The organism is Pigmentiphaga sp. CHJ604, from assembly GCF_036972535.1.
GTDB lineage: Bacteria > Pseudomonadota > Gammaproteobacteria > Burkholderiales > Burkholderiaceae_B > Pigmentiphaga > Pigmentiphaga daeguensis.
The window spans coordinates 3,852,221-3,878,633 of record NZ_CP136998.1 but is presented as its reverse complement, the minus strand read 5'-3'; the positions used below and the strand labels follow the sequence as shown (position 1 = coordinate 3,878,633).

Here is a 26,413-nt window from a genome sequence, read left to right as displayed (position 1 = left end):
ATGCGCCTCTACAGTTATTTCCGCAGTTCCGCCGCCTATCGCGTGCGCATCGCGCTGGCCCTGAAAGGGCTGCCGTACGACTATCTCGCGGTGCATCTGCTCAAGGACGGCGGCCAGCAGCTGAAGCCGGATTTTCGCCGGCTGAGCCCGGCCGCCCTGGTGCCGGTGCTGGAGGATGGCGGCCATGTCCTGACCCAGTCGCTGGCCATCATCGAATACCTGGAAGAGACGCATCCCCAGCCGGCGCTGCTGCCGGCCACCCCGGCGGAGCGTGCCCGCGTCCGCGCGCTGGCGCTGGACATCGCCTGCGACATCCATCCGCTGAACAACCTGCGCGTGCTGAAGTATCTGAAGAGCCCCCTGGGCATCGACCAGCAGGGGCGCGACGAGTGGTACCGACATTGGGTGGAGGGCGGCCTGGCCGCGCTCGAGCGCATGCTGGCCGACTCGCCCGCGACGGGGCTGTGCTGCCACGGCGACCAGCCGACGCTGGCCGACCTGTGCCTGGTGCCGCAGGTCTACAACGCCCGCCGCCTGAAGTCGGACCTGACGGCCATGCCGACGGTAGTGCGGATTGCCGATCATTGCGCCGCGCTGCCTGCCTTCCAGGCAGCCCACCCCGACGCGCAGCCGGATGCGGAATAGGATTTGAATACGCCAGCAAAGTTTTGCTAGAATAGCGGGCTAGCTTGAAGCACATGCCTTTTAGACGCGGCGTAAGTGGCGTCGGGAAGGCGGGCGTCGGAAAGACAGGCTTCGGGAAGATTTCGCCGGCATAGCTCAGTTGGTAGAGCAGCGCATTCGTAATGCGAAGGTCGTAGGTTCGACTCCTATTGCCGGCACCATCAAAAAAAGGGGCAGCCCATCGGGCTGCCCCTTTTTCTTTGCCGTCCGGGTGGCGTTCATGGGGCGGGTTCCTCGTCGTCGTGATCGTTCATGGTCCGCAGGTCGCGGGCCAGTTGCCCCACCTTGTCCGCGATGGCGCGCAGCTCCGCCGGCGACAGGACCATGTGGGCAGCCAGTCGAAACAGATAGAGGTGCGCGAACAGGGCGGGAATCGTCTCGTCCGTCCAACCTGGCCAGACATCCTGGAGCCTGTCGTCCTCGGTCGGATCGCCGGAGGCGGGCACCGTCCGCGCCGGGTGGGGTCTTTTTTTCATTGTCGCGCCGTGGCCATTTGTACCGGGGTCAGGCAGTGCCGGCAGGCCTGGGCGCCGGGAGATACGTAGCGCCCGCAACGCGGGCAAAGCGAGCCGCCGCGCCGCGCGATTTCCGCCAGGCGCCGCGCCCGGCGGCGATTCCTGATGACGAAAGTGACGCAAATAGCACATATCAGGACAATCAAAGCCACAAAAAGCATATCCATTTGCCCCTCAAATTCCGAATTTCCCGTGAGCGTGGATGATATCCACATTTTGTTACGATGGGTTTCATTTTGGGGTCGGATCAACTTCTTGATAGGGGAATACCCTTGTTTCGAGCCGTGCCCGTGACGCGAGGTTGATCCAGGTCAAGCCCGGCCAAACTCGGATGGTTCGTGCGGGCCGGCTTCATGGCACGATGGGTTTCCCCAACATTGGAATGCCAGCATGGGTATCGATACTTGCAGCATCTTGCTTGCCACCGACTTGAGCGCGCGCGGCGACCGCGCACTGGACCGCGCGATCGACATCGCCCGCCAGCGGCGCTGCAAGCTGGTCGTGCTCCACGTCATCGAAGAGTCGCCGCTGATCGAGCGGCTGATGGCGCGCAACCGCGAAGCGGACATGGAAGCGGCCGAGCGCGCCCTGCGCGACATCGTGGGCGAAGTGGACGTGCCGATGGAATTGGTGCTGGAGACCGGCAATCCGGTCGAGGTGATCCAGCGTACCGCCCGCAGCCGGCAATGCGACCTGATCGTGACCGGGGTGGCGCGCGACGAGACGCTGGGCCGGCTGCTGCTGGGCTCCACGGTCGAGAAGCTGGCGCGCGAGTCGACCTTGCCCATCCTGATCGTGAAGAAGCGTCCCCATCGCCCCTACCGGCAGGTCGTCGCGGCCACGGATTTCTCCGAGGGCGCCCGGCAGGCGATGAACGCGGCGCGGGCATTCTTTCCCGACGCCCAGATGACCTTGTTCCACGCCTATCCCACGCTGAAGGCCGACCCGGACCAGGACGAGATCGAGGCGGCGAAGCGGGCGGCCGAGCGCCTGGCCGACGGCTTCATCGCGAACAATCTGCCGCAGGCGGGGCAGCCCGGCACGCGGCTGGTGCTGCAGCACGGGATGCCCGAGGGCGCGGTGCCGGATTATGTGCGCCATCATCCGGCCGACCTGCTGGTGGTGGGGACGCATGGCCTGACGGGACTGCTGCGGACCGCGATAGGCAGCGTGGCGGAAAGGCTGATCTATCTGACGCCTTGCGACGCCCTGATCGTGCGGACGATGGAGCATTGAAGCCGGGGCGGTGCGTGCGGCTGGCGAGCCGGCGCACCGCTGTTGTTACTCGTTGTTGTTACCTAACTGCGAATAAGTCGCATTTGTGATATCGTAGCGACCTTCACGGTCTGCTACGCGATTCATTCGAATGAGTGCCACCTTGCATTGGAATACGCCAGCCCCCGTCGGGCTGCGCGTCGGCGCTGGCATCGCGGTGGTGCTTCTGCATGTGGCAGTGGTCGGCGCGATGCTGGTGGCCAAGGCCGAGCCGCAGGTGGCCAAGCCGGTCGAGACGGTCGAGGTGCGGTTCGTCGAGATCGCGCCCCAGGTCCAGGTGGCGGCCGCGCCGCCGGCCCCCACGCCTCCCGCTCCGAAGCCCGAGCCCAAGCCCGTTCCTCCCAAGCCCACTCCCAAGCCCGTTCCCAAACCGCCGCCCCCCAAGCCGGCGCCACCGCCGCCCGAACCGGCTCCTCCTTCCGAAACCGCCTTGTCGCAGCCCGCCCCGGAACCGGCGCCCGCACCCGCGCCGGCGCCCGCCGTGTCGCAGCCTCCCAGCGGCAAGCCCGAGCCTGCCGACCGGACGGCCGCGCCGCAGGCGCCTGTGTCCACCGAGCCCAAGCTGGTCGGCCGCATCGAATACCTCGGGGCGCCGCCCATGCCCGAGTATCCGCGCACGTCCAAACGACTGGGCGAAGAAGGCAAGGTACTGGTGCGCCTGCTGATCAATACCCGCGGACTGGTGGACAAGGCCACGCTGGAGAAATCCTCGGGATTCAACCGGCTGGACGAGGCGGCGCTGGACGCCGCCCGGCGCGGCCGCTTCAAACCGTATACCGAAAACGGCATGGCGATCGCCGCGATCGCCATCGTGCCGTTCGATTTCACTCTCAGGAACTGACATGACCGAGACCCCGAGCCTGGGCTTTGCGCACTTCGTCTCTCAGACCGACGGTCTGGGCAAGGCGCTGTTCTTCATCCTGGTACTGATGTCGCTCGCGACCTGGTACCTGATCGTCGTCAAGGCCATCGCGAACATGCGTTCGCGGCGGCAGGGCGAGACCTTCCTGCAGCATTTCTGGAATGCGACCTCGCTCGAGGCCGTGGACCGCGAAATCACCACGCACGGCGCCAACGATCCGTTCTCGCACCTGACCAGCCACGCCTTGTACGCCCGCCTGCACCACGCGAAGTTCGGCGCGGCCAAGCTGGAAGAGGCGGGCTCGCAGTCCGATTTCGTCACGCGCACCATGCGCAAGGTCATCGACGAGGAAACCGCCAAGCTCGAGAACGGCCTGACGCTGCTGGCCTCGGTGGGGTCGACGGCTCCCTTCGTCGGGCTGTTCGGCACGGTGTGGGGCGTCTACCATGCGCTGGTGTCCATCGGCCAGGGCGGCGCGGCCACCATCGACCGCATCGCCGGCCCGGTGGGCGAGGCGCTGATCATGACGGGCCTGGGCCTGGCGGTCGCCATTCCGGCGGTGCTGGCCTACAACTTCTTCACGCGCAGCAATCGCGTGCTGCTGGCGCGCCTGGACGCCTTCGCCCACGACCTGTTCGCGTTCCTGACCACCGGCCAGCAGATCGTCACGGACAACAACGTGCGCGCCCTGAAGGCCAAGGCGGGCGAATAAGACTAGGAGTCTTCGATGGCTTTCGGCAGTTTCAATGGCGGTGCGGGATCGGGCGCGCCGCAATCCGAGATCAACATGGTGCCGCTCATCGACGTGATGCTGGTGCTGCTGGTCATCTTCATCATCACGGCGCCGCTGCTGTCCCACGCGGTGCGCATCGACGTGCCGCAGGCGACTTCGGCGCCGGTCGATTCCGACCCGGCCAAGATAGACCTGGCGATCGACGCCAGCGGCAAGGTGTTCTGGAACGACGCCGAAGTGTCGCTGGAGGACCTTCCCGCCCGTTTCGCCAGCGTGTCCAAGGACACGCCGCAGCCCGAGCTGCACCTGCGCGCCGACAAGAACACCCGCTACGAGGTCCTGGCGCAGGTCATGGCCGATGCCTCCCGCTCGGGGATGAAGCGCATCGGCTTCGTCAGTACGCCCGAGCCGCCGCCGGCGGCCAAATAGGGGGCGCCGCGAACAGGCCCTAGCTTTCGGCGGCGCCTGGGTTTACCCTAGCGGCTTTCCCCTTTCTCGCTGCGCCGGTTCGCCGGCGCTTTGTCATATGCGTGTATTGGTCATCGAAGACGACGCCACCCTGGGGGGCGCCCTGGCGGAGTTCCTGGGCGACCAGGGCTACGCCGTCGATCTCGTCTCCAGCGGCGAGCGCGCCTCGGCCGCGCTTGCCAGCCAGGGCTACGACCTGGTGCTGCTGGACCTGAACCTGCCGGGTGAAGACGGCCTGACCGTGCTGCGGCGACTGCGGGCCAACGAAAATCCGGTGCCGGTCGTGATCCTGACCGCGCGGGATGCGCTGGAAGACCGGGTCGCCGGCCTGGATGCCGGCGCCGATGACTACGTCACCAAGCCTTTCGAGCTGCCCGAGCTGGCGGCGCGCGTGCGGGCCCAGATACGGCGCCGCGCCGGCCAGGTCAATCCGATCATGGAGGTCGGCGCCCTGAGCTTCGATACGATCGGGCGCGAACTGCGGGTCGGCGGCGAGCGCGTCGCGCTGTCGGTGCGCGAATTGTCGGTGCTCGAGATGCTGATGGCGCGCGCCGGCCGCGTCGTCACTAAGCGTCAGATCGTCAATTCGCTGTCGGCCTGGGATGCCGATTTCAGCGAAAACGCCGTCGAGGTCTACGTCTATCGCCTGCGCAAGCGGCTCGAGAAAGCGGGGGTCAGCATCCAGACGGTACGCGGGTTCGGCTATCTGCTGGAGTCCGATGCCGTCGCGCAGTGACGTCCGGCCCGCTCCCGAGAACCGGGTCCTGCACCGGCGCTCGCTGGCCTGGCATCTGCTGGTGCGGCTGCTGCCCGCCGTGCTGCTGCTGGCCACGATGGACAGCGTCATCACCTATGTCCTGACGCGCAAGCTCAATACCCAGTCCCACGACCGAGCGCTGGTCGACACCACCCGCGCGCTGGCGCGCCAGGTCGTCATGACTCCCCAGGGGCCGCAGCTCGATCCGGCCTGGAACACCACGCGTTTCCTGACCACGGACCCCGACGAGCGGACCTATTTCCGCATCAGCGTCGACGGCGAGATCATCGCCGGCACGGCCGTCCTGCCTTCGCCGCCGGTGGTGGACGACCCGGACGGTGCCGACGAGGACGGCGCCGAGCCGCCCACGCTGCTCGACCGCATCAACAAGGCCGTGCCGACGATCTACGACTCGCTGGTGGAAGGCTTGCCGGTGCGCGCGGTGGCGCTGGATTTCAGCTTCGACGACTATCTGGTCGAAGTGGCGATGGCCGAGACCCTCAACACCCGCAGCCGCTTCATCGAAGAGATCCTGTCGGTACTTGTGGCGGGCCAGTTGCTGTTGATCGCGCTGCTGGGCTTCGTCATCGTCACCGCCGTGCGCTCGGGGCTGGAGTCGGTCAGCAAGCTGTCGGACGAGATCGAGAGCCGCAGCATCGACGATCTGCAGCCCATAGGCGGCGACGACGTGCCGAGCGAACTGACGCCGTTGATCGCCAAGACCAATTCCCTGCTGGGCCGGCTGGACGAGGCGGTGGCCGCGCAGCGCCGCTTCATCGGCCACGCGGCGCATCAATTGCGCACGCCGCTCAGCGGGCTCAAGCTGGAATCCGAGCTGATGCTGGCGCGTCCGGTGCCGGACGACGTGCGCCAGCGGGCCGAGCGGATCAAGGCCGCCGCCGACCGCATGATCCGGGTCGGCGAGCAATTGCTGGTGCTGGCACGCATCGATGCCAACGTGCGTCCGCGCGACACGTTCAGGCGCATCGACCTGACGGAGCTGACGCGCGAATGCGGGGCACGCTGGGTGCCGGCGGCGCGCCAGGCCCATGTCGAGATCGTGCTGGTCGCGCCGGACGAACCGGTCTGGGTCGACGGCGACGAGGTGCTGCTGGACCAGTTGCTGGGCAACCTGGTGGACAATGCCATCCGCTACCACGGGGGGCCGGGGCAGATCGTGCTGCGCGTGAACGACTCGCCGCCCAGCCTGGTGGTGGAGGACGACGGGCCGGGCATCGCGCCCGAGGACAGGGCGCGGGTCTTCGATGCCTTCTACCGGGCGAAGAACTCGCAGGCCGGAGGATCCGGGCTGGGACTGGCCATCGTCAAGGAAATCGCCGAGGCGCATGGTGCGCACTGGGACCTGCGCAGCCGTCCCGAGTTCGCCGGTACCCGCATCAGCCTGGTGTTTCCCGGGCCGCGCATCGGCGCCCATCTGAGCCGGGTACGGATCGAGCCGCGGCAGCCGGACTGGTAGGCCGCGGCGGGTCGAGCGCCTCAGCGTATGACGGCGGTCTTGAAATAGGGCACGGCGATGCCCACGATGCGTTCCATGGGGCCGGCCAGCACGCCGAAGGTCAGCCACAGCAGCAGCAGGCCCGCCAGCAGCGTGACCGCGAAGCCGAGGTTGAAGATGTTGAGTTGCGGCGCGCTGCGCGAGACGAAACCCAGCGCGATGTTGATGGACAGGACCGCCGCCAGCACCGGCAGCGCGATCTGCAGGCCGCCTGCGAAGACGAGGGAACCCAGGTTGGCCAGCCGCAGCCAGTCCAGGTTGTCCAGCGGATGCGGCGAAACGGGAATGATGCGGAAGCTGTCGCCCAGGGTCAGCAGCAGCGTCAGGTGGCCGTCGGTCGCCAGGAAGGCCAGCAGGGCCGACAGCATCAGGAAGTTGGCCAGCAGCGGCGAAGGCGCGCCGCGCTGCGGGTCCAGGAAGGACGCGAAGCCCAGGCCCATCTGCAATCCGACCAGGTCGCCCGCCAGTTCGAAGGCGGCGAAGACCGCGCGCAGGCCGAAACCCATGGCCGCGCCGACGATGATCTGCTGCAGGAGCAGCAGCAGGCCGGTGCCGGAGAAGGCGTCCACGGGCGCGGCCGGTATGGCGGGGGCGACCAGGAAGGAGATCAGGAGCGCCAGGCCGATCTTGACCCGCTGGGGCACGGCCCGGTGGCCGAACACCGGTGCGGTCTGCACCAGCGCCAGGGTGCGCACGAAGGGCCACAGCAGCGCCGCGATCGCGGCATGGATGTCCGCGTCGGTGAAGCTCAGCACGCGCCTAGCCCAGCATGAACGGAATGTTCTCGAACAGCCGCCGGATGTAATCGGTCATCATCGACAGCATCCAGGGACCCGCGATCAGCGCGGCGGCGAAGATGGCGACCAGCTTGGGCACGAATGACAGGGTCATTTCGTTGATCTGGGTCGCGGCTTGCAGCACGCTGATGATCAGGCCCACGACCAGCGCCGACAACAGCAGCGGAGCGGCAAGATAGATGGCGATCTGCACCGCCTCTTGCGCCAGGGTCAGGATGCCGGCGGTACTGTTCATGGGAGTCCCTTGAAAAGGCGCGCGGGATGCGGCGAGGGGAGGTTCATCGGAAGCTGGCGACCAGGCTGCCGATCAGCAGGTTCCAGCCGTCGGCCAGGACGAACAGCATGAGCTTGAAAGGCAGGGATATCAGCACCGGCGACAGCATCATCATGCCCATGGACATCAGCACGCTGGAGACGACCAGGTCGATGACCAGGAAGGGCAGGAAGACCATGAAACCGATCTGGAACGCCGTCTTCAGTTCGCTGGTCACGAAGGCCGGAACCACCACGCGCAGCGGCAACTGGGCCGCCTCGGACACCGGCGGCGTGCCGGCCAGGCGCATGAACAGCGCCAGGTCGGATTCGCGGGTCTGCCTGAGCATGAAGTCCTTCATCGGCACCTGGGCCTTGTCCACGGCCTCCCGGAAGTCGATCTGCTTGCTGTCGAAGGGCTGGTAGGCCTCGGTATAGACCTTGTCGAACGTGGGCGTCATGATGAACAGCGTCATGAACAGCGCCAGCCCGACCAGCACCATGTTGGGCGGCGACCCCTGCAGGCCCAGCGCGCTGCGCAGCAGCGAGAGCACGATGATGATGCGCGTGAAGCTGGTCATCATCAGCAGCACGGCGGGCAGGAAGCTCAGCGCCGACAGCACCAGCAGCGTCTGCAGGGACAGCGACCAGGTGGTGCCGCCACCCGGGGCCGGGCTGCTGGTCAGGGCCGGGATGCCGGCTTCCTGCGCGTGGACGCCGCCGGCGGCCAGCAGCAGGAGCAGGGCGAGGGGAAACAGGAGCGTACGCATCATTGCTTGCCGAAGCGGGCCAGGAGCGCACGGAAGTCGGGCAGCGGGGCGGCCGGGACGGAGTCGGCAGGGGGCGCGTCGCCGGGGCGCGGCAGCACGGCCAGCGGCCGGACGTTGCCTGCCGAGACGCCGGCAACGATCCACTGGTCCGCGACCTCGACCAGGATCACGCGTTCGCGCGGACCGACCGTCAGCTGGCCGCGCAGCCGCAGCGGATGGTCGCCGCCGCCCTGGGGGCGCTGGACGCGCCGCAGCAGCCATGCGCAAGCCATGATCAACGCCAGGACGGCGATCAGCGCCAGCACGGTCTGCAGGGTCGAGCCGGGGGAAATCATGGGAACCTAGCGGTTGAGGCGGCGCAGCCGCTCGGACGGCGTGACGATGTCCGTCAGCCGGATGCCGAATTTGTCGTTGACCACGACCACCTCGCCCTGGGCGATCAGGCAGCCGTTGACCATCACGTCCATGGGCTCGCCGGCCAGGCCGTCGAGCTCCACCACCGACCCCTGCGCCAGTTGCAGGATCTGCTTGATGGGGATGCGGGTGCGGCCCAGCTCCACGGTCAGCGTGACCGGGATGTCCATGATGATCTCGATGTCGTTGACCGTCCTGGACGTCTCGCCGCCGGGGGTGAACTGCTCGAACAGCTCGTCGGCGGGTCGCGCCGCGGCGCTGGCCTGAGACTGCTCGGCCAGCGCCGCGGCCCAGTCGTCGTCGGCCGTGGCGCCGGGCGGCTCGGGCAGGTGTTCAGGATCCGCTTCCATTCTCATCTCCTAACTGGTTTTCCGATTGCAGGGTGGCCAGCACCTTGCCGATACGGATCGCGTACTGCCCGTTGCTGACGCCGATCTTGCAGTCGAATATGGGCACGCCGTCCACGTAGGCGGGCAGCGTGGGGGCGATGTCGATCGGGATGACGTCGCCCTTCTGCATGTTCAGCAAGTCGCGCAACACCAGTTCGCTCTGGGCCAGGTTGACCACCATCTCGACGTCGGCCAGCTGGATCTGCTTGGACAGCATGCGCAGCCAGCGCTTGTCGGGTTCCATCTGGTCGCCCTGGACGGGGCTGTACAGCGCATCGCGGATGGGCTCGACCGATGCGTACGGAAAGCAGATGTGCAAGTCGCCGCCGGACGAGCCGAATTCTATGGAGAACGTCGAGCAGACGACGATCTCGGACGGCGTGGCGATGTTGGCGAACTGCGTATGCATTTCGGCACGCTGGTATTCGAAGTGCATGGGGTGGACCGCGGCCCACGCCTTGGCGTACTCGTCCAGTACGACCGCCAGCATGCGCTGGATGATGCGCTGCTCGGTGGCGGTGAAGTCGCGCCCCTCGACGCGGGTGTGGTAGCGGCCGTCGCCGCCGAACAGGTTGTCGATGACCGAGAACACCAGCCGCGGTTCGAAGATGAACAGGGCATTGCCGCGCAAGGGTTTGAGCGAGACGATGTTCAGGTTGGTCGGGACGACGATGTTGCGCAGGAACTCGCTGTACTTGACCAGCCGCACCGGGCCGACCGAGACCTCGGGGTTGCGCCGCAGGAAGTTGAACAGTCCCACGCGCAGCAGGCGGCCGAAGCGGTCGTGGATGATCTCGAGCGACGGCATGCGGCCGCGCACGATGCGTTCCTGCTTGGCCAGGTTGTAGGGGCGTATGCCGCCGACGGGCACTTCGTCCTTGGGCTGGTCGTCGTGCTCGCCCGTGACGCCCCGCAGCAGGGCATCGACTTCGTCTTGCGACAGGAATTCACCGGCCATCGTGGGCGCTCCGGGCGGCGTCGTGGGGATGCGTCATCGGCGTCACGGCGCAACGGGACCTACTGGATCACGAAACTGGAGAAGTGCGCGGCATAGACGCTGGTGCGGAACTCCGGCGCGATGTACTTCCGGGCGATGTCGACGACCTGCGCGGCTAGCGTCTGCTTGCCCTTCAGGCTGAGCAGTTCGTCGGCGGTCTTGGAGCTCAGCAGCAGCAGGATCTCGCTGCGGATGGGCGGCACGACCGCGGTCAGGGCGGCCCCCGCCTTGGCGTCGGCCACTTCGATCACGACACCCACCTGCGCGAAGCGGTCATTGTCGCGCTCGGCCAGGTTGGCGGTGAACAGGTCCAGGGCCGTGAAGACGTGCTTGCCGGAATTCGCCGGCGCGGCCGGCGTGCCCGAGGATCCCGGCTGGGCAGCGTCGTCCGACTGCTGCGATCCGGCGTAGCTGTAAGTCTCGAAGCTGGCCAGTTGCTTGTTGTGGATGAGCAGCAGGGCGGCCATGGCCGCGATCACGACCAGCAGCACGAGTCCGCCCAGCACGAAGATCCAGGTGCGGGCGCGTTTCACGGGAACAATAGCCTCGGCCATGAACAACATCTCCGGAGTCGATGGGAAAGGGCAGCGAACTGCCCCCAGGTTGCATTATCCAGAAGCGGATGGGGGACGATCCGTGGAACAGCAGGGGAAATCCTGCAGTTGGCCGGCGGGCCGCCCGGCCGCGCCTCACGCGTACAGATCGACCATGCCGTTGCCCGCCGCCCGGCCGCGCGCGACGGGGGCGGCCGGACCGTCGGCGGGGCCCGAGGCAGCGGCGCCGGCGGCCGGCGCGCGGCCAGGCTGCGCCTCGCGTTCCGCGAACTGTCGCGCGGCAAGGAAGCCGCTCTGCTGTTCGCTGCCGACCGAGGCCTGGCCCAGGCTCAGGCCGTTGGCCGCCAGCACGTCCTTGAGGCCGGCCAGCGAGCTTTCCAGCGCCTGGCGCGTCGATTCGTGATTGCTGCCGAACACCACGCTGGCGGCATCGCCGTCCAGGCGCAGATGGATGGTGATGGGACCCAGGGCCTCGGGGTCGACGCGCAACTGCGCGGTTTGCAGGTGGCCGCCGGCCATCCAGCGCAAGGCCGTGTCGATGCGATCCTGCAAGGCGCCGGCGTGCAACGGTACCGGGGCGCCGGGCACGGACGGGACCTCGTTGCGGGCCGCGGACGCGGGCGCGTGGTGGGGGGCCGGGGTGTTGGCCGGGACCGTGGCGGATGCCTGCAGCACTCCGGCCGGGCCGGTGGAGGTCTCGGGGGGCGCGGTGTCCGCCACGGCTGGCCGCGAGGCCGCCGGCGGCGGGGTGCGGGGTGCGGACGCCGTCCTGTCCACGCGCCGGCCGGCGGGGTCCGGAGCGGCGCCGGAGGCGGCCGTCGCGGCCGCGGGGCGCGCGGTCACGCCGGAAGCCGGGGCCGCCGCCAGGGAGACGGTTTCCTGTTCGGCCGCGGCGGGACGCGGAGCGGCGGGATCCGCCTGCGCCGCGGAGGGCGGCACGGCAGCCAGGGCATCGCCGGCGTCGGTGGCGGCGGCCGGCGTCATGGCCGGGTCCACGGGCGGCGCGGCCGCGGGAGCGAGGTAGCTCGCCCACTGCGACAGCCAGGGCAGGTCCGGCGCGATCGCCGGATCGGCATCGTCCTGGCCGCTGGCGGCATCGGCGTCCGCCGCCTCGGGCTGGGCCGGGGGTTCCGTCCGGGCGGGGGCCGGGGCCTCGGACGCCGTCGCCAGCACGTCCTCGAAGGGAAGGCCGGCGGGCGTGCCGTCGCCGGACCCCGCCGAGGCGGGGGCGGGCGCCGCGGCGGGCTGGACGAAGGAGACGGGCAGCGCGCTCACAGCGCGTATCCCGTCGCGGCGCCGAAATGCCGGCGATGGGCGAATTCGTCGATCTGCTTCTGCACGCGCCGGGCCTCGGTCGACTCCTGGCGCTGGGTTTCCCGCTGGGCCAGGATCTCCAGGGACTTGAGCTTGCGCTCTTCGTCGAAGAACGCCGCCCGGGTGGCGTTCATATGGCCGGCGCAGCGCTCGACTTCCTGCGCCTGTTGTTCGACGGCGTCGGTCAGTTGCTGGATGAAGCGGGCGTAATTGCCGACCAGCGTGCCGTCCAGGCCTATGCCTGTCTGGTTGCGCATGCGCGATTCGTAGTCCGAGCGGTAGTTCTCGATCAGCACCAGGCGTTCCCGGGCGCGCGAATGTGCCGCGGCGGCCTGGGCGAATTCCTGGGCGGCCTTGTTCTTGCGTGCTTCCGCAAGTTCGATCAGCGTGGCGAGCGTGGTGGTGGACGTCATGGCGGGCCTCTGGAGGCGGGTCAAGTGCCGGCGCCGAAGTGTTCGGCGATGGCGGTCATCAGGGTCAGGCTGTCGGCATAGGGCGCGCGCGCCTGCATGTCCTGCTGCAGGAAATTGCCGATGGTGGCGTGCGCGGCGATGGCCTGGTCGAGTTCGGGATCGGTTCCCGGCACGTAGGCGCCCACCTGGATCAGGTCGCGCGAGCGCTGGTAGCGCGAGAACAGCTTTTTCAGGGTGCGCGCATGGCGCTGCTGCTCGGCGCCCACGATGTTGTGCATGGCCCGCGAGATCGATTGTTCGATGTCGATCGCGGGATAGTGGCCGGTGTCGGCCAGTGCCCGGTTGAGCACGATATGGCCGTCCAGGATGGCCCGGGCCGAGTCGGCGATGGGGTCCTGCTGGTCGTCGCCTTCGGTCAGCACCGTATAGAAGGCGGTGATCGAGCCGGCGCCGTGCGTGCCGTTGCCGGCGCGTTCCACCAGCGCGGGAAGCTTGGCGAATACCGATGGCGGATAGCCCTTGGTGGCGGGCGGTTCGCCGATGGCCAGCGCGATCTCCCGCTGGGCCATCGCGTAGCGGGTAAGCGAATCCATGATCAGCAGCACGTTCTTGCCCTGGTCGCGGAAGTGCTCGGCCAGCACGGTGGCGTAGGCCGCGCCTTGCAGGCGCATCAGCGGCGCGGCATCGGCGGGCGCCGCGACCACGACTGACCGCGCCAGTCCTTCCGGGCCCAGGATGTGGTCGATGAATTCCTTGACTTCGCGGCCGCGTTCGCCGATCAGGCCCACCACGGTCACGTCGGCCTCGGTGTAGCGCGCCATCATGCCCAGCAGCACGCTCTTGCCGACGCCGGAGCCGGCGAACAGGCCCATGCGCTGTCCGCGTCCCACCGTCAGCATGGCGTTGATGGCGCGCACGCCGACGTCCAGCGGGCGCTCGATGGGCTGGCGTTCGATGGGATTGATGGGCCGCGCGGCCAGCGGCGCGCGCTGGGCGGAAGTGATGGGGCCCAGCCGGTCCAGGGGGCGCCCGGCGCCATCCACCACGCGCCCCAGCAATGCATCGCCCACGGGCAGGTGCTTGGTGATTTCCTCGGCCGGGAGTTCCGCGTCGGCTGCCTGGTCGGCCGGCGGGTAGGAAGGGGGCGACCGCTGCGGCTCCAGCGGCATCACCAGCGACCCCGCCGTCAGTCCATGGACTTCGCTGGATGGCATCAGGAACAGGCGCTCGCCGTTGAAGCCCACTACTTCGGCCTCGGCGGCGCGATCGTGGGCCTGCACGATCCGGCAGGTGCTGCCCACCGGCAGCTTCAGCCCCACGGCTTCCATGACCAGTCCGGCCACGCGCGTCAGGCGGCCCGATGCGGCCACGGGCGACGCGGTCCGCACGCGGGCGGTGCAGCCTTCGAGGAAACGGGCCAGGCTGGCGGGGGCGTCATGCACGTTCGTCGCTCCAGGCGCTGTCCTGTCCCAGCGTGGCCAGGGTCCGTTTCCAGCGCGTGCCCAGGGTGGCATCGATGTCGGACTGCTGGGTGGAGATCCGGCAGCCGCCGGCCTCGACGCCGGCGTCCTCGACGATCTTCCATTGGCCCAGCTCCAGTTCCTCGCCCAGGTGGGCGCGCACCAGTTGCACGTCGGACGGGTGCAGCAGCAACTGCTTGCCGGTTTCGCCGCCCATGAGCTGGTTGAAGGCGTCGCGCACGACCGCCAGGATCACATTGTTGTCCAGCGCCAGTTCGCGCTGGATGACCTGGCGCGCGATCTCGGCGGCAAGTTCCAGCAGCCGGGGAGCCAGGTCGGTCTCGAAGCGGTCGAACACGCCCGAGGCGGCGCGCGCCATCGCCTGCAGTTGCTCGGCCTCGCGCCGGGCCGCGGCGCTGCCATGGTCGTAGCCCGCGGCATAGCCTTCGTCGAAGGCCGCCGTCTTGATGCGTTCGACCTCGGCCGGATCGACGGCCGGTGCCGGGGCAACGGGCGGCTGGGTCGCTTCGGCCACGGCAGGTTCCGGCGCCGTGGTTTCCTGCCGCGCGGCCTGTTCGCGCGCGCGGCGGTCGGCTTCTTGCCGGGCGGCGGCCAGCGCCGCCTCGATGGCGCGTTTTTCGTCGGGGGTCTGTGGCCGGCGCCGGGTCTCGCCCTGCATGGACGCATCGCCGAAGGTATCCAGGCGCCAGACGGGCAGGTTGCGGCCCTCGTCGGCGCGCAGGATGCGGCGGGCGCCCAGCAGCGGCTCAGACATACTGTTCCTCGCCCATGCCGTTGATGGCCAGGTCGCCGGACTCGGTCAAACGGCGCGCGATCTTCAGGATTTCCTTCTGCTGCGCCTCGACCTCGGATATCTTGACCGGGCCGCGCACGTCCAGGTCCTCGCGCAGTTGCTGCGCGGCGCGGGCCGGCATGCAGCGGAACACCTTGGCGCGCATCTCGGCGCTGGCGCCCTTGAGCGCGAGGATGAGCGAGTCGGGCGTGACCTCGCGCAGCAGGAGCTGCATGCCGCGGTCGTCGGCGTCGATGAGATTCTCGAAGGTGAACATCTCGTCGATGATGCGTTGCGCCAGCTCCGTGTCGACCTGCTTGACGATGGACAGGATCTGGTGCTCGGACGACGAACCCACGTAATTGAGGATGTCGGCGGCGGTCTTGACGCCGCCCAGCTTGCGGCGCTTGATCTGCTCGTTGCCCGACAGCATCTTCAGCAGCACGTCGTTCAGCTCGCGCAGCGCGGCCGGCTGGATGCCGTCCAGCGTCGCGATGCGCAGCAGGACGTCGCCGCGAACGCGTTCCGCCAGGTGATTGATCACCCCGGCCGACTGGTCGGCCTCCAGGTGTACCAGGATGGAGGCGATGATCTGCGGATGCTCGTGGCGGATCAGTTCGGCCACGCTGGCCGGATCCATCCACTTTAGGCTCTCGATGCCCGAGGTGTCGCCAGTGTGCAGGATGCGGTCCAGCAGGAACCCCGCCTTGTCCGCGCCCAGCGCCTTGGTCAGCACGCTGCGCAGATAGGCGTCGGCATCGGCGCCCAGGCCGGTGTGTGCGCCGATGTCCGTCTCGAAGCGCTGGATCACCTGGTCCATCGCCTCGCGCGGGATGCCTTGCATCCCGGCCATTGCCGTGCCCAGCTTCTGCACCTCGCGCGGCGACAGATACTTCAGCACCTCGGCCGCTTCTTCCTCCCCCAGCGACAACAACAGGATCGCCCCATCGGCCACCCCCTGGTCGGGTTCGGCATTGACTACGTTCATCATCGGCTTACCACTTCGTCGTACCCGCCGGCAGCCAGCGACAGCACCGACGCAACAATCCAAGAAACGGGTACTAGACCCAGGATGCGGTGGATCCGGCTCCGCCGGTCCACCCGCATCGCCCCCTGGGGGGCGCGCGAAGCGCGTAGGGGGAGTCTAAACATCGTTCACCCACTGCCGGATCACCGTGGCCACGACCTGCGGGTTCTCGCGTGCGAAGCGGCGGACCTTCTCCAGCGGATCTTCCGGTTGTTCCCCGGCGGCATCGGCGGCCTGGGCCTCGGCCATCATCGTGGGGCCGTCGGCCGCGAAGACGGGCTCGGGCGGCGGCGGAGGAGCGGTCATCTGCTTGATGGCCGGACGGATCACCCCGATGATCAGGTACAGCACCGCCAGCGCAAGGACCAGCGCCACGCCTATGTCGCGTGCCAGGTTGACGAACTCCGGCTGCTGCCAGAACGCCGGCTCGGAAGCGGCTTCGGCGGTGGCTTCGTTGAACGGGATGCTGATGACCGATACCGAATCGCGGCGCTGCGCGTCGAAGCCGACGGCCTCGTTGACCAGGGCCTTGATCTGGGCCAGTTCGGCATCGCTCAGCGGCGTGCTGACCGTCTCGCCCTTGACCACGCTGGTGCGGTGGTTGACCACCACGGCGGCTGACAGGCGCTTGATGCGGCCCACAGGCTCGCGCACGTAGCGCACGGTCTTGTCCAGCTCGTAGTTGGTGGTGTCGGCCCGCTTCACGTTCTGCGCGGGTAGCTGGGCCTGCGCGCCGGGAGCGGGCGGATTGGTGGCCGCGCCTCCGGTCGTCGGGGCGACGGCGACGCCCGGCGGCGTGTTGCTCAACGTGCCCGGTACGCCTCCGTCCATGCCCTGCGCCGGTTCGCGCGACTCCGAGCTCTGCCGGCTGCGGATCGCGGCCTGGTCGGGCGAGGCGCCGTTGGGACGGTAGATCTCGTCGGTCTGCTCGTGCCGGCTGAAGTCCAGGTCGATCGCGACCTGCGCGCGCAGGTTCTGGGCGCCGACGATGGGCGAGATCAGTTCGGAGATGCGGCGGGTGTATTGGCGCTCCAGCGTGCGCAGGTATTCCAGCTGCGTGGCGTCCAGGCCGTTCGGATCGGTATCGTTGGCCGACAGCAGGGTGCCGGTCTGGTCCACCACGCTGACCGCGCCGGGCGCGAGTTCGGGAACGGAGGACGAGACCAGGTGGACGATCCCGGCGACCTGGCCGCGTTCCAGCACGCGGCCGGGTAGCATCTGCACCAGCACCGACGCCGTGGGCCGGTTTTGCTCTCGCATGAAGATGCTGGGCTTGGGAATGGCCAGGTGGACCCGGGCGCTCTTGACGGTGCCCAGGCTCTGGATCGAACGGGCCAGTTCGCCCTCCAGCGCGCGCTGGTAGTTGACCTGCTCCTGGAACTGGGTGAGGCCCAGGCGGCTGTTGTCCATCAGCTCGAAGCCGACGTTGCCGGCGCGCGGCAGGCCCTGCGAGGCCAGGCGCAGCCGGACTTCGTGGACCTGGTCGGGCGCCACCAGGATGACGCTGCCACCGTCGGCGACCCGGTAGGGCACTTTCTGCTGTTGCAGCGCGGCGACGATGGTCCCGCCGTCCTGGTCGGACAGGCCGCTGAACAGGACGCGGTACTCCGGGTCGCGGCTCCACAGCAACGCGGCCACCACGATGGCCACGAGCAGGGGGATGCCGATCAGCAAGGCGAGCCGGTGGCGCGTGGGCAGCCTGCCGAACGACTCCAGGAGCTTGTTGCCCCGTGATGCCCCGGCGGCGGGTTGGTTCTGCGTGTCGTCGGCCATGTAATGAAGCGGGGCGTTGAATGCCAGATAAGAAAGAAGGGGCGCCGGAGCGTCCCATTTCCCAGGACTTGTATTATTTGATGCAGAATGTCACAGCCAAGGAAGGAATAGACGGGTTTTGCCCCGGTACTTCCCGGTCTGGATCCTTCCCGCCGCGGCTACCATCGCAGTCTCCAAAGAATTGCCCCATGGGAAACCGCATATGGACCGCATCCAGGACGTGCTCGCATCCTCCACCGGGCAAGCCGGCTCCACCGGCATGGCGCGCGCGGCGCAGATGCTGGCGCGGCCCGATGCCCTGATGGGCGGTGGCGCGGCCGCCGGCGCGGCGCCGGCATCCTTCGCCAACGTCCTGGTCGACGCGATCCAGGGCGTGCAGCGCGCCCAGTCCGAGGCCAGCGCCGTCCAGAAGGCCTACCAGCAAGGCGATCCCGAGGTCGGCCTGGAAACCACGATGATCGCGATGAACAAGGCCAGCCTGTCGTTCCAGATGCTGGCACAGGCGCGCAACCGCGTGATCGCGGCCTACAACGAAGTCATGAACATGCAGGTCTGAGCCCGGCCCGGGCGCCCGGCCTCTACGGGACCTAGCGTCCGTCCGGACCGGCGCCCGCGGCGGCGCCGGCTTCCTCGTCCTGCCTGTACACCCAGGCCAGCACCTCCGCCACCGCCACGTACAGCGAGGGCGGGATGCGGGCATCCAGGTCCACCTTCATCAGCAGATCGATCAGCTCGCGCGAGCTGTGCACGAACACGCCCGCTTCCTTGGCGCGGCGCAGGATTTCCTCGGCGATCGCGCCGCTGCCCTTGGCCACCACAATGGGCGTCTTGCGCTCCTTTTCATAGCGCAGCGCCACCGCCTGGATGCGCTTGGGGTCGAGCGGGTCGTCGGCGGGCGATTCGGCGGCGGGGTGGGTCATGTGCGGGCCGGCGAGCGGGACGCCGTGGCGATCTTGAGGTCGGACATGCGCAGGCCCCGGCCATCCAGCGCCTGCTGCAGGTCCAGGCCGCTGGCGGCAAGGCGGGCCTGCAGGTCGCGCAGGCGCTGGCCGCGCAGTGTACGGGTGTCGGGCTGGATGGCGATGCGGGTATCGGTGCCGTCGAGCGCGATGTCTACCTGCATCGTGCCCAGGTTGCGTGTCTGGACCGAGATGCGGACGCGCCAGGCCAGCGGCAGGTCGGGGTCGGCGCCCCTGCCTTCGTCGGGCTCGATTTCCAGCGTGAAGGGTTGTTCCGCCCAGGCGCCTTGCAGGAACAGGCGGCCGCTGGCCAGCGCCGCAATCTGGTCGTGCACGACCTGGCGCACGTCGGGCGGGATGGCGGCCAGGGCCGCTTGCAGGCCCTTGGCCGCGCTTTGCTCGGGCGTGGCGGGCTCGGCCGCGGGCGTGGGAGTGCCGGGCTGGGGAGCCGGGTCGCGGGCCTGCGGCGCGGGCGAGAGCGCCGCCTGCGGTTCGGCGCGCAGCGCTTCGATGGGCAGGCGCCCTTCGCGCCACTCCTGCAGGTGGGCTTCGTAGAACAGTCCGGACTGCTGCACGGCCTGCCGGATCTGGCGCGCGGCTTCGTCCGGCAGCGTGCCCGCCGGGATGCGCAGGGCGTCCAGGGGCACGCTGCGCTGCGTCCCGCCGGTCTCGTCGACCAGCGCGAGCAGCAGGCGGGCCGAGCCGCTCAGCATCACCTTGGTGTCGCCGGTCTCGAGCTTGAGTTCTGCCAGCGACGGCATGGGCACCGGCGAGACCCCGCGCACCGCGCGCGCGGCCATCTCCGGTGAAGCCGCCTCGGTGTCGGCCGTGGCGGCAGGCAGGGGGCTTTGTCCCCGGCCGCCGCCATCGCCCGGCGATCGCGGGCCGCCGATACGGCCGCCGTCCTCGCCGTGCAGGAAGGTGCGGTCGTCCAGCAGCCGCAGCACCACGGTCATGCCCGGACTCAGTGCCTGGCGTGTATTGATCAGGTAGGGCTTGCCCGCGATGTTGACCAGCGCTTCGGTATCGCTGTTGGCCTGCAGCACCGTGGCCCGGACCAGCCCGTGCGGCAGTCCCGGCGAGCCGGGAGGGCGCGTGCCGCCTGCCGCGCTGCCGCCGGACACGTTCAGCAGCCGCGCGAGCACCGCCTCGCGGGCGTCTTCGCGATAACGTTCCCAGCTCTGCGCGGGGGAGACGCCGCTGATCGGCTGCGTCTGGCGAGTGTCCGCTACCAAGCGCCGTCTCCAGATATGTCGGGGCTATGCATGTCGTTCCGTCCCATGGACGCCCGGCCTGGCGGGCTGCGGCCCGCCAGGCGCGGCGTCGGCCCGTTCAGCGGTACATCTGCACGCCGAAGGCATGACGCCGGGGCCGGAGTATCTGCTCCAGTTCCCGCATCCACGGCTCGGCGATGTTCCGGGTGGCGGCGTCGTTGGCAAGGATCTCGCGTATCAAGTGCATGCAGGTTTCGCGTTCGGCGGGCGGGCAGGTCTCGATGGGGCATCGGCGCAATTGTCCCACGAGCCCGGCACAGGCCGATTCGCTGGCCGTGACGGCATCCCAGTCGCCCCGTTGCGCCGCGGCCAGCATCGCGCGGCTGATCTCGGCCAGCTGACCGTAGAGCACCGCCAGCTGGGCGGGATCGGGCACCATGCCGTTGTCCTTGTGCATCGTCATCAGGCGGCCGCCTGGCTGTCGGGCTGGATCGAGGCCCAGGCCTCGCGCAGGCCGTCCAGCAGGCGCACGCTTTCCAGGATGGGGGCGGGGTCGTTGTCGATGCCGGCCTGCATCGTGCGCCGAAGCATGTAGTCGTAGAGGGCGTTCAACTGCCCGGCCAGGTCGCCGCCAGCCTTGTGGTCCAGGCTCGCGCGCAGGCCTTCGTCCAGGATGCGCGTGGCGCGGCTGAGCGCCCGGGTCTTACCGAGCGGGTCGTTGGCCTCGATGCAGCCGATGGCCTTGCGCAGCGATTCCAGCGCGCCATCGTAGAGCATCAGGATCAGCGCATGGGGACTGGAACTGGATACCCCGGTCTCCACCCCGACGCTGGCATAGGCTCTTGCCCCGAAATTTCCGAATCCCGACACGTGCGACTCCTGCTGAACGCATAGGGGCATGCCGCGTGCGCGGCAGCCCTGACGGATTTAACGGCCTGGCGCGCCGGGCTTAAAGCGGGAATTGGCGTGGCAAAACCGCCGAGTTCCCATTGGCGCGCCCGCCACGTTACTTGTTGAGGTTCTTCAACGCCTCGATCTGCTGGGTCAGGAAGCTGCCGGTGTTGTTGAGCTGGGTCAGCAGCGAATCGAGTGCCGTGAACTGCTGGCGGTAGCGCGCCTCGATCTGTTCCAGGCGATTGCTCATCTGGTTCTGCTGGGTCTCCAGGGTCTTGATCGTGCTTTTCAGGCCGTCGGTGCGGCTGTCGATCACGCCCTTGCTGTCGGTGTAAGGCGACAGCTGGGCGGTGAAGCGCTCGACCAGGCTTTGCGAGCCTTCGCCAAAAGGCTTGGGGGTGAACAGCCTGGACACGGCGCTGGGATCCGCCGCCATGGCCTTGTTGAACTTGTCGGTGTCCAGCGTCAGCGCCCCGTCCTGGTCGAAACCCACGCCCAGCGAGGCCAGCGTCGTGTAGGGGCCGGTGGCGCCCTGCATCGGCGAGAAGACTTCATTGCGCATGCGGGCGGTCAGGTCGCGCACCAGTCCGTCGCCGGCCAGCGGCCCGGTGGTGCCGGCCTGGCCCCGGGTCTCGCTGGGCGCGTTGGCCGATAGCGCCGCCGCCACGTTCAGGAAGGAGTTGTAGGCGGTGACCAGCGATTGCAGCGCCGCCGCGCCGCCGCTGGGTGACGGATTGGTGGCGATCGTGGTGGTGCCGGACTTCTGCAGGGTGATGGTGACGCCGTCGAGCACCGATGTGACGGTGTTGGTGGCGCTTGTCACTTCCATGCCGTCCAGCTTGAATTGGGCGTCGGCGCCGGCTTGAAGCCGGCTCATGCCGGCTGGCGAGCCGCCGCTGGAATAGGACGGGGCGGTGGCCGGGTCGTAATCGAAGAAGTCCAGCGAACGGGTACCGCCCGCACCCGAGTCCGAACTGGTCACCTGGAAGGCATTGGCCGCGCCGGTGGTGGTGGACGTCAATACCAGCCGCGATCCGGAGCCGTCGGTGACCAGCGAGGCCGTGACGCCCATTTCCGCCTTGTTGATGGCATCGCGCAGGCCGGACAGGGTGTTGTTGGTGGCATCGATGACGATGGACTTGGCCTCGGCCTCGCCGGCGACGAAGCTGCCGTTCTCGACCTTGCCGAGCTTGAAGGTAAGGGTGCCCGCGTTCAATTGCGCATCGTTGGCCAGCGCGCCGCTGACGGCTTTCTCGGCCTGGGCCAGCGACGTGACGTCGAGCTTGTGGCTGATCTTGCCGGCCTTGTTGTCGGCCGTGATGAAGGCGACCGACGAGTCCGACGAGCTGCCGACCAGGCCCGTGAATTTTTCCGGCGTCAGGCCGGAGGCCGCCGTCAGCAACGAAGACAGCGAGCTCTTGAGCTGGCCCAGCGCAGAGATCTTGGTCTGGGCCGAGGTGGCCTGGGCCTGCAGCTTGGTCAGCGGCACCTTTTCGGCCGCCATCAGGTTGGTCAGGAGGGTGGACAGTTCGAGGCCGGAGCCCACGCCAAGGGCGGATCCTACGCTAGCCATGGAGTATTCCTGGTATCGGGTTGGCGGGCGGTTCAGGCCTTGCGGCTGAACAGGGCGCCCTTGATCTGGTCCAGCGAACGGCTGAGCGCCAGCGCTTCCTCGGACGGGATCTGCCGGATCACGTCCTGGGTGTCGCTGTCGATCACCTTGACCACGACCTTGCCGCTGTCGTCGTCGATGCTGAAAGTCAGGTTGTGCGCCGCCAGCGGAACGAAGCGGTTGAAGGCGTCGACCGCGGCCCGCAGTTCCCCCACGTCCGGCACTTGAGCCGTGGCCGGCAGCGACGGGTCGAGCAGGTTGGTCGAGCCCGCGGGCGCGATGGGCCTGGCGGCCGACGCGGCGGCCGTTGCCAGGCTGCGCAGGTCGGCGGCGGTATCGATGGCGTTGATGCTCATGAAGGTTCCGTGGCGGTAGGGGTGGGGCGATACGTGGATTAACGGGCCCGGGAGGGGAAACTTGAGAAGCCGGCCGAGCGAAAAAAATCCCCACCCTACGCGAGGCGGGGTGGGGACGATCCGCCGGAAGGGGTCCGGCGGAAATGCCGCAATGCTTAGCCGCGGAGCAGCGTCAGCACGTTGTTGGGCAGCGAGTTGGCTTGCGCCAGCATCGCGGTGCCGGCCTGCTGCAGGATCTGGCCGCGGGTGAGCGAGGCGGTTTCCGAGGCGAAGTCGGCGTCCTGGATGCGGCTGCGCGAGGCGGCCAGGTTCTCCGAGGTGGTTTCTAGGCTGGAAACTACAGAGGTAAAGCGGTTCTGAATCGCGCCCAGGGATGCGCGAGCGTCGCTGACAGTAGAAAGAGCAGCATCGAGAGAGGCCAGGGCCTTGGTTGCGCCATCGACGGTGGAGATATCAATGGCGTTCAGTGCCGTGCCGGTCTGGGCTATATTCTTTCCGTCGAATGTTGCAGCAGAAAAAGCTCCAACACCCGTAGAAACCGAGCCAGTCACGTTGGTCGGAGCTTTGTACGAGATGTCTAGTTTTGCACCGGTAACCGCGGCGTCCGCCAAGCCGAAGTCGGCAAGTGCGACGTTGGTGGCGGTGCCGCCCGTTATTGCGGTAACAGAAATATTGCGGCCGTCGGCGGCTTCGAGAGCAATGCCGGTGCCTGTGTCGATGGCTCGGACGCCCGTGGTGGCCGATTGGAGGTTGATCTTATTGAGAGCCTCTGCGCGATTGGTCGCCGCGTCGGTCGTGGCGTTGAGATCAATCGTCTGTCCATTCAGGGTGAAGCTCGTGGTGCCGGCGGTGGCGCCCGTGGTGATCGCCGATGTGCCAGCGTTGACCTTGGTCGCGGTGGCGGTAACCGTCAAGCCAGCGATGTTCTTGCTGTTGAGGGCTGCGGCCAGAGCTTTAGCATCGGTAGCGACAGAACCGAGGTCGACGTTGCCGTAGCTGCCGAGGGTAAAGGATTGTGCGGCAGCAGTATTGTTGGCGGTCGTTGCAAGATCAATGGTGGAGTTGAAACCGTTGTATACCCCCAGGTTGGAGGCCCGAGCATTGGCGATTGAGTCGATGGTGATCGTCTGACCGGCGTTCGCGCCAACCTGGAAGGTTTGGGCTGAGAACGAGCCGTCGATCAGCTTGGTGCCGTTGAAATCCGTATCCTTCGCAACGCGATCTATTTCTGCGGTCAACTGGGCAACTTCCTTCTGCAGCGAGGCGCGGTCATCGGCCGAGTTGGTCGAGTTGGCCGATTGCACGGCCAGCGTGCGGATGCGTTGCAGGTTGTTGCCGATCTGGCTCAGCGCGCCTTCGGCGGTCTGTGCCAGCGAGATGCCGTCGTTGGCGTTGCGCACGGCCTGGTTCAGGCCGTTGATCTGCGTGCTCATGCGCTCGGAAATGGCCAGGCCGGCGGCGTCGTCCTTGGCACTGTTGATGCGCAGGCCGGTCGACAGGCGCTGCAGGGCGGTGTTGACGGCGCTCTGCGAGCTGTTCAGGTTGCGCTGCGCGTTCAGCGAAGCGATGTTGGTGTTGATGACTTGTGCCATGACCTATCTCCGTGAGGGTGAGTCATATGGTGTTTCAGGGAGGGGCCCTGGGGGCCCGACGATGCATCCGCGGCTGGAGGTCCTTCCGCAATTGCGCCAGGGCCATCGCTGGCTGCATGCAATGCCGGCGTGGCCGCGTTGAGGCAATTAACGGGGCGGCGATTTGAAAACTTTAGGAGGGGAAGGGGGCGGGATGGAAAAAAATACCGCTAAAGTTTCGCCGCCGCGGTCCGATTGCGGGCGGCGCCGGAGCGGGCTTCAGGCCGGCGTTTCCAGCGTGAAGTAGAAGGTCGCGCCTTGTCCGGGCGCGCTTTCGGCCCAGATCTGCCCGCCGTGGCGGTTGATGATGCGGCGGACGGTGGCCAGGCCGATGCCGGTGCCGGGAAAGTCGCAGGTGCGGTGGAAGCGCTGGAAGGCGCCGAACATGCGTTCGGCGTTCTGCGCATCGAAGCCGGCGCCGTTGTCGCGTACGAAATAGATGGTGCTGTTGCCACGCAGGAGGCTGCCGAACTGGATGTGGGCCTCGGCCCGCTTGCCGGTGAATTTCCAGGCATTGCCCAGCAGGTTGTCCAGCACGATGCGCATGAGCCCGGCATCGCACTCGGCCAGCGCCGAGGCGGGCAGTTCGTACTCGACCTGGCGGTCGGGCTGGCTGCGGCGCAAGCTGGCCAGGACCTCGCGAGCGATGGCCGCCAGGTCGACCCGGGCCTTGAGCAGGCTGCTCTGGTTGATGCGGGCGAGCTGAAGCAGGTCGCCGATCAGGTCCTCCATGCGCTGTGCGTTGTCCACGATGTGCCGCAGGTGCTTGGCGTCGGTTTCGTTGGCCTGGCCGGCCAGCCCGCGCTCGAGCAGCCCGGCGAAGCCGGCGATCTGGCGCAGCGGCGCGCGCAGGTCATGGGAGACGGAGTACGAGAAGGCTTCCAGTTCCTCGTTGATCACGCTCAGCAGGTGGGTGCGCTGGGCCACCCGCTTTTCGAGTTCGTTCTGGATGCGGCGGGCGGCTTCCTGCTGTTCCATGTGCTGCGTGATGTCCTGCGCGTAGCCGGACACGGCGATCGACTCGCCCTCGTCGTTGCACAGGCAACTCATCTGGATCTCGAACCAGCGCGGCTCGCCCTTTACCGTCCAGATCTGCTCGAAGCGCTTGCGCGTGCGGGATTCCAGCAGTTGCCGATGGCGTAGCGCGTGGACGCGGGCGATCGAGGCAGGCATGAGCTCTTCCATGGCCTTGCCCAGGCAGTCTGCCGCCCGGGCGATGCCGAGCATGTCGGCGTAGGCCTGGGAGACGTACCGGTAGCGGCCTTCCCGGTCCACGACCCAGGTGGCGACCGGGAGCGATTCCAGCGCGGCTTCCAGCAGGGCATGGTCGTTCCCGGCCAAGCTCGCTACCTGCTGGATGGGTGGAACCGCATTTCGCATTTACGTGTTCAAATGAAACAAGTGATACAGAATCTGTAAGAAAAATTCTTACATGCGGAGTTTACCTAAGCAGACGCGAATTCCAGCGGGGTTCCAATGCCAATTTGGTAACAAGTGTCCAATAATTTACATATTGAATTGGTCCCTGCGCCGGCGGAAATAGCCGGCCAGGATACTTGTTTTTTCTTTCCCGTTTGCGGGATTACCCTGAAAGGAATCGCGATGACTCAAGTTTGCGACGTGGTCGATGTGGACGTATCGGCTCCCCAGGCCGCGACTTCCCCCATGTCCCGGCTGAGCGAAGAGATCCGCGATGCCAATCTGACCTATCTCATGCTGGCGCAGCAGATGCTGCGGGTCGATCGCAGCGAGGCGCTCTATCGCCTGGGCATCACGAGCGAGGTGGCCGATATCCTTTCTTCGCTGACCACGGCCCAGTTGCTCAAGATCGCCGGCTCCAGCATGCTGCTCGCCCGATTCCGCTTCGACGACTCGCTGGTCTGGAACCTGCTGTCCTCGCCCAAGCGCGACGATGTTTCCCCCCGTATCCATGCCGCCATTCTGATGGCCGGACGTACCGCCGCGATGGCCGCATCCTGAGCCA

Annotated in this window: 29 protein-coding genes, 1 tRNA gene and 3 pseudogenes; 11 read left to right on the top strand and 22 right to left on the bottom strand. The window is 67.7% G+C overall.

From position 1 onward, the window contains the following. Nucleotides 1–645, top strand: a complete 645-nt coding sequence (gene maiA, locus R4823_RS18695) for a maleylacetoacetate isomerase (RefSeq protein WP_087839569.1) — start codon at nt 1–3, stop codon at nt 643–645. A 124-nt stretch (nt 646–769) separates the two neighbouring features. Further along, nucleotides 770–845: transfer RNA gene (locus R4823_RS18690), tRNA-Thr, on the top strand. 57 nt (nt 846–902) lie between these two features. On the opposite strand, the gene R4823_RS18685 is transcribed toward R4823_RS18690, so the two are convergent. Continuing rightward, nucleotides 903–1,160 carry a hypothetical protein gene (locus R4823_RS18685; RefSeq protein WP_140416871.1) on the bottom strand — a complete coding sequence of 86 codons (258 nt, stop codon included), beginning with the start codon at nt 1,158–1,160 and terminating at the stop codon, nt 903–905. A gap of 429 nt (nt 1,161–1,589) precedes the next feature. On the opposite strand from R4823_RS18685, the gene R4823_RS18680 reads away from it, so the two are divergent. The 7 genes and pseudogenes from R4823_RS18680 to R4823_RS18650 all read left to right on the top strand — a co-directional run. Beyond that, nucleotides 1,590–2,435, top strand: coding sequence for a universal stress protein (locus R4823_RS18680; protein ID WP_338615752.1), 846 nt, complete (start codon nt 1,590–1,592; stop codon nt 2,433–2,435). A gap of 130 nt (nt 2,436–2,565) precedes the next feature. Next, nucleotides 2,566–3,315 carry an energy transducer TonB gene (locus R4823_RS18675; protein WP_087839566.1) on the top strand — a complete coding sequence of 250 codons (750 nt, stop codon included), beginning with the start codon at nt 2,566–2,568 and terminating at the stop codon, nt 3,313–3,315. A 10-nt stretch (nt 3,316–3,325) separates the two neighbouring features. Beyond that, nucleotides 3,326–4,048, top strand: a pseudogene (locus R4823_RS18670) (MotA/TolQ/ExbB proton channel family protein); the annotation flags it as partial. Between the two features lie 15 nt (nt 4,049–4,063). Next, on the top strand, nt 4,064–4,498 hold the full coding sequence (locus R4823_RS18665; protein WP_087839564.1) for a biopolymer transporter ExbD: 435 nt from the start codon (nt 4,064–4,066) through the stop codon (nt 4,496–4,498). Between the two features lie 97 nt (nt 4,499–4,595). After that, nucleotides 4,596–5,273 carry a response regulator transcription factor gene (locus R4823_RS18660; protein ID WP_087839563.1) on the top strand — a complete coding sequence of 226 codons (678 nt, stop codon included), beginning with the start codon at nt 4,596–4,598 and terminating at the stop codon, nt 5,271–5,273. Next, nucleotides 5,257–5,814, top strand: a pseudogene (locus R4823_RS18655) (sensor histidine kinase N-terminal domain-containing protein); the annotation flags it as partial. The gene R4823_RS18660 and the pseudogene R4823_RS18655, both read left to right, overlap by 17 nt. Next, nucleotides 5,815–6,771, top strand: a pseudogene (locus tag R4823_RS18650) (HAMP domain-containing sensor histidine kinase); the annotation flags it as partial. Nucleotides 6,772–6,791: 20 nt separating this feature from the next. On the opposite strand, the gene fliR reads toward R4823_RS18650, so the two are convergent. From fliR to fliF, 13 genes are all read right to left on the bottom strand, one after another. Next, complete coding sequence (gene fliR, locus R4823_RS18645; RefSeq protein ID WP_338615746.1) at nt 6,792–7,565, bottom strand: flagellar biosynthetic protein FliR; 774 nt, start codon at nt 7,563–7,565, stop codon at nt 6,792–6,794. A 4-nt stretch (nt 7,566–7,569) separates the two neighbouring features. After that, nucleotides 7,570–7,842 carry a flagellar biosynthesis protein FliQ gene (gene fliQ, locus R4823_RS18640; protein WP_087839561.1) on the bottom strand — a complete coding sequence of 91 codons (273 nt, stop codon included), beginning with the start codon at nt 7,840–7,842 and terminating at the stop codon, nt 7,570–7,572. 43 nt (nt 7,843–7,885) lie between these two features. After that, on the bottom strand, nt 7,886–8,629 hold the full coding sequence (gene fliP / locus R4823_RS18635) for a flagellar type III secretion system pore protein FliP (RefSeq protein ID WP_338619203.1): 744 nt from the start codon (nt 8,627–8,629) through the stop codon (nt 7,886–7,888). Beyond that, nucleotides 8,629–8,964: a flagellar biosynthetic protein FliO gene (gene fliO / locus R4823_RS18630; RefSeq protein WP_132979308.1), complete on the bottom strand. Its 336-nt coding sequence runs from the start codon at nt 8,962–8,964 to the stop codon at nt 8,629–8,631. The genes fliP and fliO overlap by 1 nt, the downstream gene beginning before the upstream one ends. 6 nt (nt 8,965–8,970) lie before the next feature. Beyond that, nucleotides 8,971–9,393, bottom strand: coding sequence for a flagellar motor switch protein FliN (gene fliN / locus R4823_RS18625; RefSeq protein ID WP_207958601.1), 423 nt, complete (start codon nt 9,391–9,393; stop codon nt 8,971–8,973). Continuing rightward, complete coding sequence (fliM, locus tag R4823_RS18620) at nt 9,377–10,390, bottom strand: flagellar motor switch protein FliM (protein WP_087839557.1); 1,014 nt, start codon at nt 10,388–10,390, stop codon at nt 9,377–9,379. Before fliM ends, fliN begins: the two co-directional genes overlap by 17 nt. 59 nt (nt 10,391–10,449) lie before the next feature. Next, entirely contained in the window at nt 10,450–10,983 is a 534-nt protein-coding gene (locus R4823_RS18615) for a flagellar basal body-associated FliL family protein (protein ID WP_176400771.1), read from the bottom strand. Nucleotides 10,984–11,118: 135 nt separating this feature from the next. After that, a complete protein-coding gene (locus R4823_RS18610; RefSeq protein ID WP_338615738.1) occupies nt 11,119–12,258 on the bottom strand; it encodes a flagellar hook-length control protein FliK in 1,140 nt (379 codons plus the stop codon). Beyond that, a complete protein-coding gene (fliJ, locus tag R4823_RS18605) occupies nt 12,255–12,710 on the bottom strand; it encodes a flagellar export protein FliJ (protein WP_087841505.1) in 456 nt (151 codons plus the stop codon). The genes R4823_RS18610 and fliJ overlap by 4 nt, the downstream gene beginning before the upstream one ends. A gap of 20 nt (nt 12,711–12,730) precedes the next feature. Further along, nucleotides 12,731–14,098 carry a flagellar protein export ATPase FliI gene (fliI, locus tag R4823_RS18600; protein ID WP_303395860.1) on the bottom strand — a complete coding sequence of 456 codons (1,368 nt, stop codon included), beginning with the start codon at nt 14,096–14,098 and terminating at the stop codon, nt 12,731–12,733. A 46-nt stretch (nt 14,099–14,144) separates the two neighbouring features. Further along, entirely contained in the window at nt 14,145–14,945 is an 801-nt protein-coding gene (locus tag R4823_RS18595; RefSeq protein ID WP_338615735.1) for a flagellar assembly protein FliH, read from the bottom strand. Beyond that, nucleotides 14,938–15,951, bottom strand: coding sequence for a flagellar motor switch protein FliG (fliG, locus tag R4823_RS18590; protein WP_279817466.1), 1,014 nt, complete (start codon nt 15,949–15,951; stop codon nt 14,938–14,940). Before fliG ends, R4823_RS18595 begins: the two co-directional genes overlap by 8 nt. A gap of 156 nt (nt 15,952–16,107) precedes the next feature. Further along, the gene (gene fliF / locus R4823_RS18585; protein ID WP_338615733.1) at nt 16,108–17,763 is read right to left on the bottom strand and encodes a flagellar basal-body MS-ring/collar protein FliF; all 1,656 of its coding nucleotides are present in this window, start codon (nt 17,761–17,763) and stop codon (nt 16,108–16,110) included. A gap of 202 nt (nt 17,764–17,965) precedes the next feature. Between fliF and fliE the strand changes: the two genes are divergently transcribed. After that, nucleotides 17,966–18,319: a flagellar hook-basal body complex protein FliE gene (fliE, locus tag R4823_RS18580; RefSeq protein WP_087841501.1), complete on the top strand. Its 354-nt coding sequence runs from the start codon at nt 17,966–17,968 to the stop codon at nt 18,317–18,319. A 31-nt stretch (nt 18,320–18,350) separates the two neighbouring features. Here the strand turns inward: fliE and R4823_RS18575 are convergent, their stop codons facing one another. The 8 genes from R4823_RS18575 to R4823_RS18540 all read right to left on the bottom strand — a co-directional run bounded on the left by R4823_RS18575 (nt 18,351) and on the right by R4823_RS18540 (nt 25,770). Next, a complete protein-coding gene (locus R4823_RS18575; protein ID WP_338615731.1) occupies nt 18,351–18,683 on the bottom strand; it encodes an EscU/YscU/HrcU family type III secretion system export apparatus switch protein in 333 nt (110 codons plus the stop codon). Then, a complete protein-coding gene (locus R4823_RS18570) occupies nt 18,680–19,957 on the bottom strand; it encodes a hypothetical protein (RefSeq protein WP_338615728.1) in 1,278 nt (425 codons plus the stop codon). Before R4823_RS18570 ends, R4823_RS18575 begins: the two co-directional genes overlap by 4 nt. Nucleotides 19,958–20,054: 97 nt before the next feature. Then, complete coding sequence (locus R4823_RS18565) at nt 20,055–20,399, bottom strand: flagellar protein FliT (protein ID WP_338615726.1); 345 nt, start codon at nt 20,397–20,399, stop codon at nt 20,055–20,057. Then, nucleotides 20,399–20,806: a flagellar export chaperone FliS gene (gene fliS, locus R4823_RS18560; RefSeq protein ID WP_243724574.1), complete on the bottom strand. Its 408-nt coding sequence runs from the start codon at nt 20,804–20,806 to the stop codon at nt 20,399–20,401. The genes R4823_RS18565 and fliS overlap by 1 nt, the downstream gene beginning before the upstream one ends. 136 nt (nt 20,807–20,942) lie before the next feature. Beyond that, on the bottom strand, nt 20,943–22,403 hold the full coding sequence (gene fliD / locus R4823_RS18555; protein WP_279817390.1) for a flagellar filament capping protein FliD: 1,461 nt from the start codon (nt 22,401–22,403) through the stop codon (nt 20,943–20,945). A gap of 32 nt (nt 22,404–22,435) precedes the next feature. Continuing rightward, nucleotides 22,436–22,798 carry a flagellar protein FlaG gene (locus R4823_RS18550; RefSeq protein WP_087841495.1) on the bottom strand — a complete coding sequence of 121 codons (363 nt, stop codon included), beginning with the start codon at nt 22,796–22,798 and terminating at the stop codon, nt 22,436–22,438. A 155-nt stretch (nt 22,799–22,953) separates the two neighbouring features. Beyond that, complete coding sequence (locus tag R4823_RS18545) at nt 22,954–24,390, bottom strand: flagellin (protein WP_338615723.1); 1,437 nt, start codon at nt 24,388–24,390, stop codon at nt 22,954–22,956. A gap of 258 nt (nt 24,391–24,648) precedes the next feature. Then, nucleotides 24,649–25,770, bottom strand: a complete 1,122-nt coding sequence (locus R4823_RS18540) for an ATP-binding protein (RefSeq protein WP_165963216.1) — start codon at nt 25,768–25,770, stop codon at nt 24,649–24,651. A gap of 324 nt (nt 25,771–26,094) precedes the next feature. On the opposite strand from R4823_RS18540, the gene flhD reads away from it, so the two are divergent. Next, nucleotides 26,095–26,409, top strand: coding sequence for a flagellar transcriptional regulator FlhD (gene flhD, locus R4823_RS18535; RefSeq protein ID WP_087841533.1), 315 nt, complete (start codon nt 26,095–26,097; stop codon nt 26,407–26,409). The last annotated feature ends 4 nt before the right edge of the window (nt 26,410–26,413 follow it).

Excerpts from the sequence above, each read along its gene's own strand:
- maiA (WP_087839569.1), top strand. The coding sequence starts at position 1 with ATGCGCCTCTACAGTTATTTCCGCAGTTCCGCCGCCTATCGCGTGCGC.
- R4823_RS18685 (WP_140416871.1), bottom strand. The coding sequence starts at position 1,160 with ATGAAAAAAAGACCCCACCCGGCGCGGACGGTGCCCGCCTCCGGCGAT.
- R4823_RS18680 (WP_338615752.1), top strand. The coding sequence starts at position 1,590 with ATGGGTATCGATACTTGCAGCATCTTGCTTGCCACCGACTTGAGCGCG.
- R4823_RS18675 (WP_087839566.1), top strand. The coding sequence starts at position 2,566 with ATGAGTGCCACCTTGCATTGGAATACGCCAGCCCCCGTCGGGCTGCGC.
- R4823_RS18665 (WP_087839564.1), top strand. The coding sequence starts at position 4,064 with ATGGCTTTCGGCAGTTTCAATGGCGGTGCGGGATCGGGCGCGCCGCAA.
- R4823_RS18660 (WP_087839563.1), top strand. The coding sequence starts at position 4,596 with ATGCGTGTATTGGTCATCGAAGACGACGCCACCCTGGGGGGCGCCCTG.
- fliQ (WP_087839561.1), bottom strand. The coding sequence starts at position 7,842 with ATGAACAGTACCGCCGGCATCCTGACCCTGGCGCAAGAGGCGGTGCAG.
- fliP (WP_338619203.1), bottom strand. The coding sequence starts at position 8,629 with ATGCGTACGCTCCTGTTTCCCCTCGCCCTGCTCCTGCTGCTGGCCGCC.
- fliO (WP_132979308.1), bottom strand. The coding sequence starts at position 8,964 with ATGATTTCCCCCGGCTCGACCCTGCAGACCGTGCTGGCGCTGATCGCC.
- fliN (WP_207958601.1), bottom strand. The coding sequence starts at position 9,393 with ATGGAAGCGGATCCTGAACACCTGCCCGAGCCGCCCGGCGCCACGGCC.
- fliM (WP_087839557.1), bottom strand. The coding sequence starts at position 10,390 with ATGGCCGGTGAATTCCTGTCGCAAGACGAAGTCGATGCCCTGCTGCGG.
- R4823_RS18615 (WP_176400771.1), bottom strand. The coding sequence starts at position 10,983 with ATGGCCGAGGCTATTGTTCCCGTGAAACGCGCCCGCACCTGGATCTTC.
- fliJ (WP_087841505.1), bottom strand. The coding sequence starts at position 12,710 with ATGACGTCCACCACCACGCTCGCCACGCTGATCGAACTTGCGGAAGCA.
- R4823_RS18595 (WP_338615735.1), bottom strand. The coding sequence starts at position 14,945 with ATGTCTGAGCCGCTGCTGGGCGCCCGCCGCATCCTGCGCGCCGACGAG.
- fliG (WP_279817466.1), bottom strand. The coding sequence starts at position 15,951 with ATGAACGTAGTCAATGCCGAACCCGACCAGGGGGTGGCCGATGGGGCG.
- fliF (WP_338615733.1), bottom strand. The coding sequence starts at position 17,763 with ATGGCCGACGACACGCAGAACCAACCCGCCGCCGGGGCATCACGGGGC.
- fliE (WP_087841501.1), top strand. The coding sequence starts at position 17,966 with ATGGACCGCATCCAGGACGTGCTCGCATCCTCCACCGGGCAAGCCGGC.
- R4823_RS18575 (WP_338615731.1), bottom strand. The coding sequence starts at position 18,683 with ATGACCCACCCCGCCGCCGAATCGCCCGCCGACGACCCGCTCGACCCC.
- R4823_RS18565 (WP_338615726.1), bottom strand. The coding sequence starts at position 20,399 with ATGACGATGCACAAGGACAACGGCATGGTGCCCGATCCCGCCCAGCTG.
- fliD (WP_279817390.1), bottom strand. The coding sequence starts at position 22,403 with ATGGCTAGCGTAGGATCCGCCCTTGGCGTGGGCTCCGGCCTCGAACTG.
- R4823_RS18550 (WP_087841495.1), bottom strand. The coding sequence starts at position 22,798 with ATGAGCATCAACGCCATCGATACCGCCGCCGACCTGCGCAGCCTGGCA.
- R4823_RS18545 (WP_338615723.1), bottom strand. The coding sequence starts at position 24,390 with ATGGCACAAGTCATCAACACCAACATCGCTTCGCTGAACGCGCAGCGC.
- flhD (WP_087841533.1), top strand. The coding sequence starts at position 26,095 with ATGTCCCGGCTGAGCGAAGAGATCCGCGATGCCAATCTGACCTATCTC.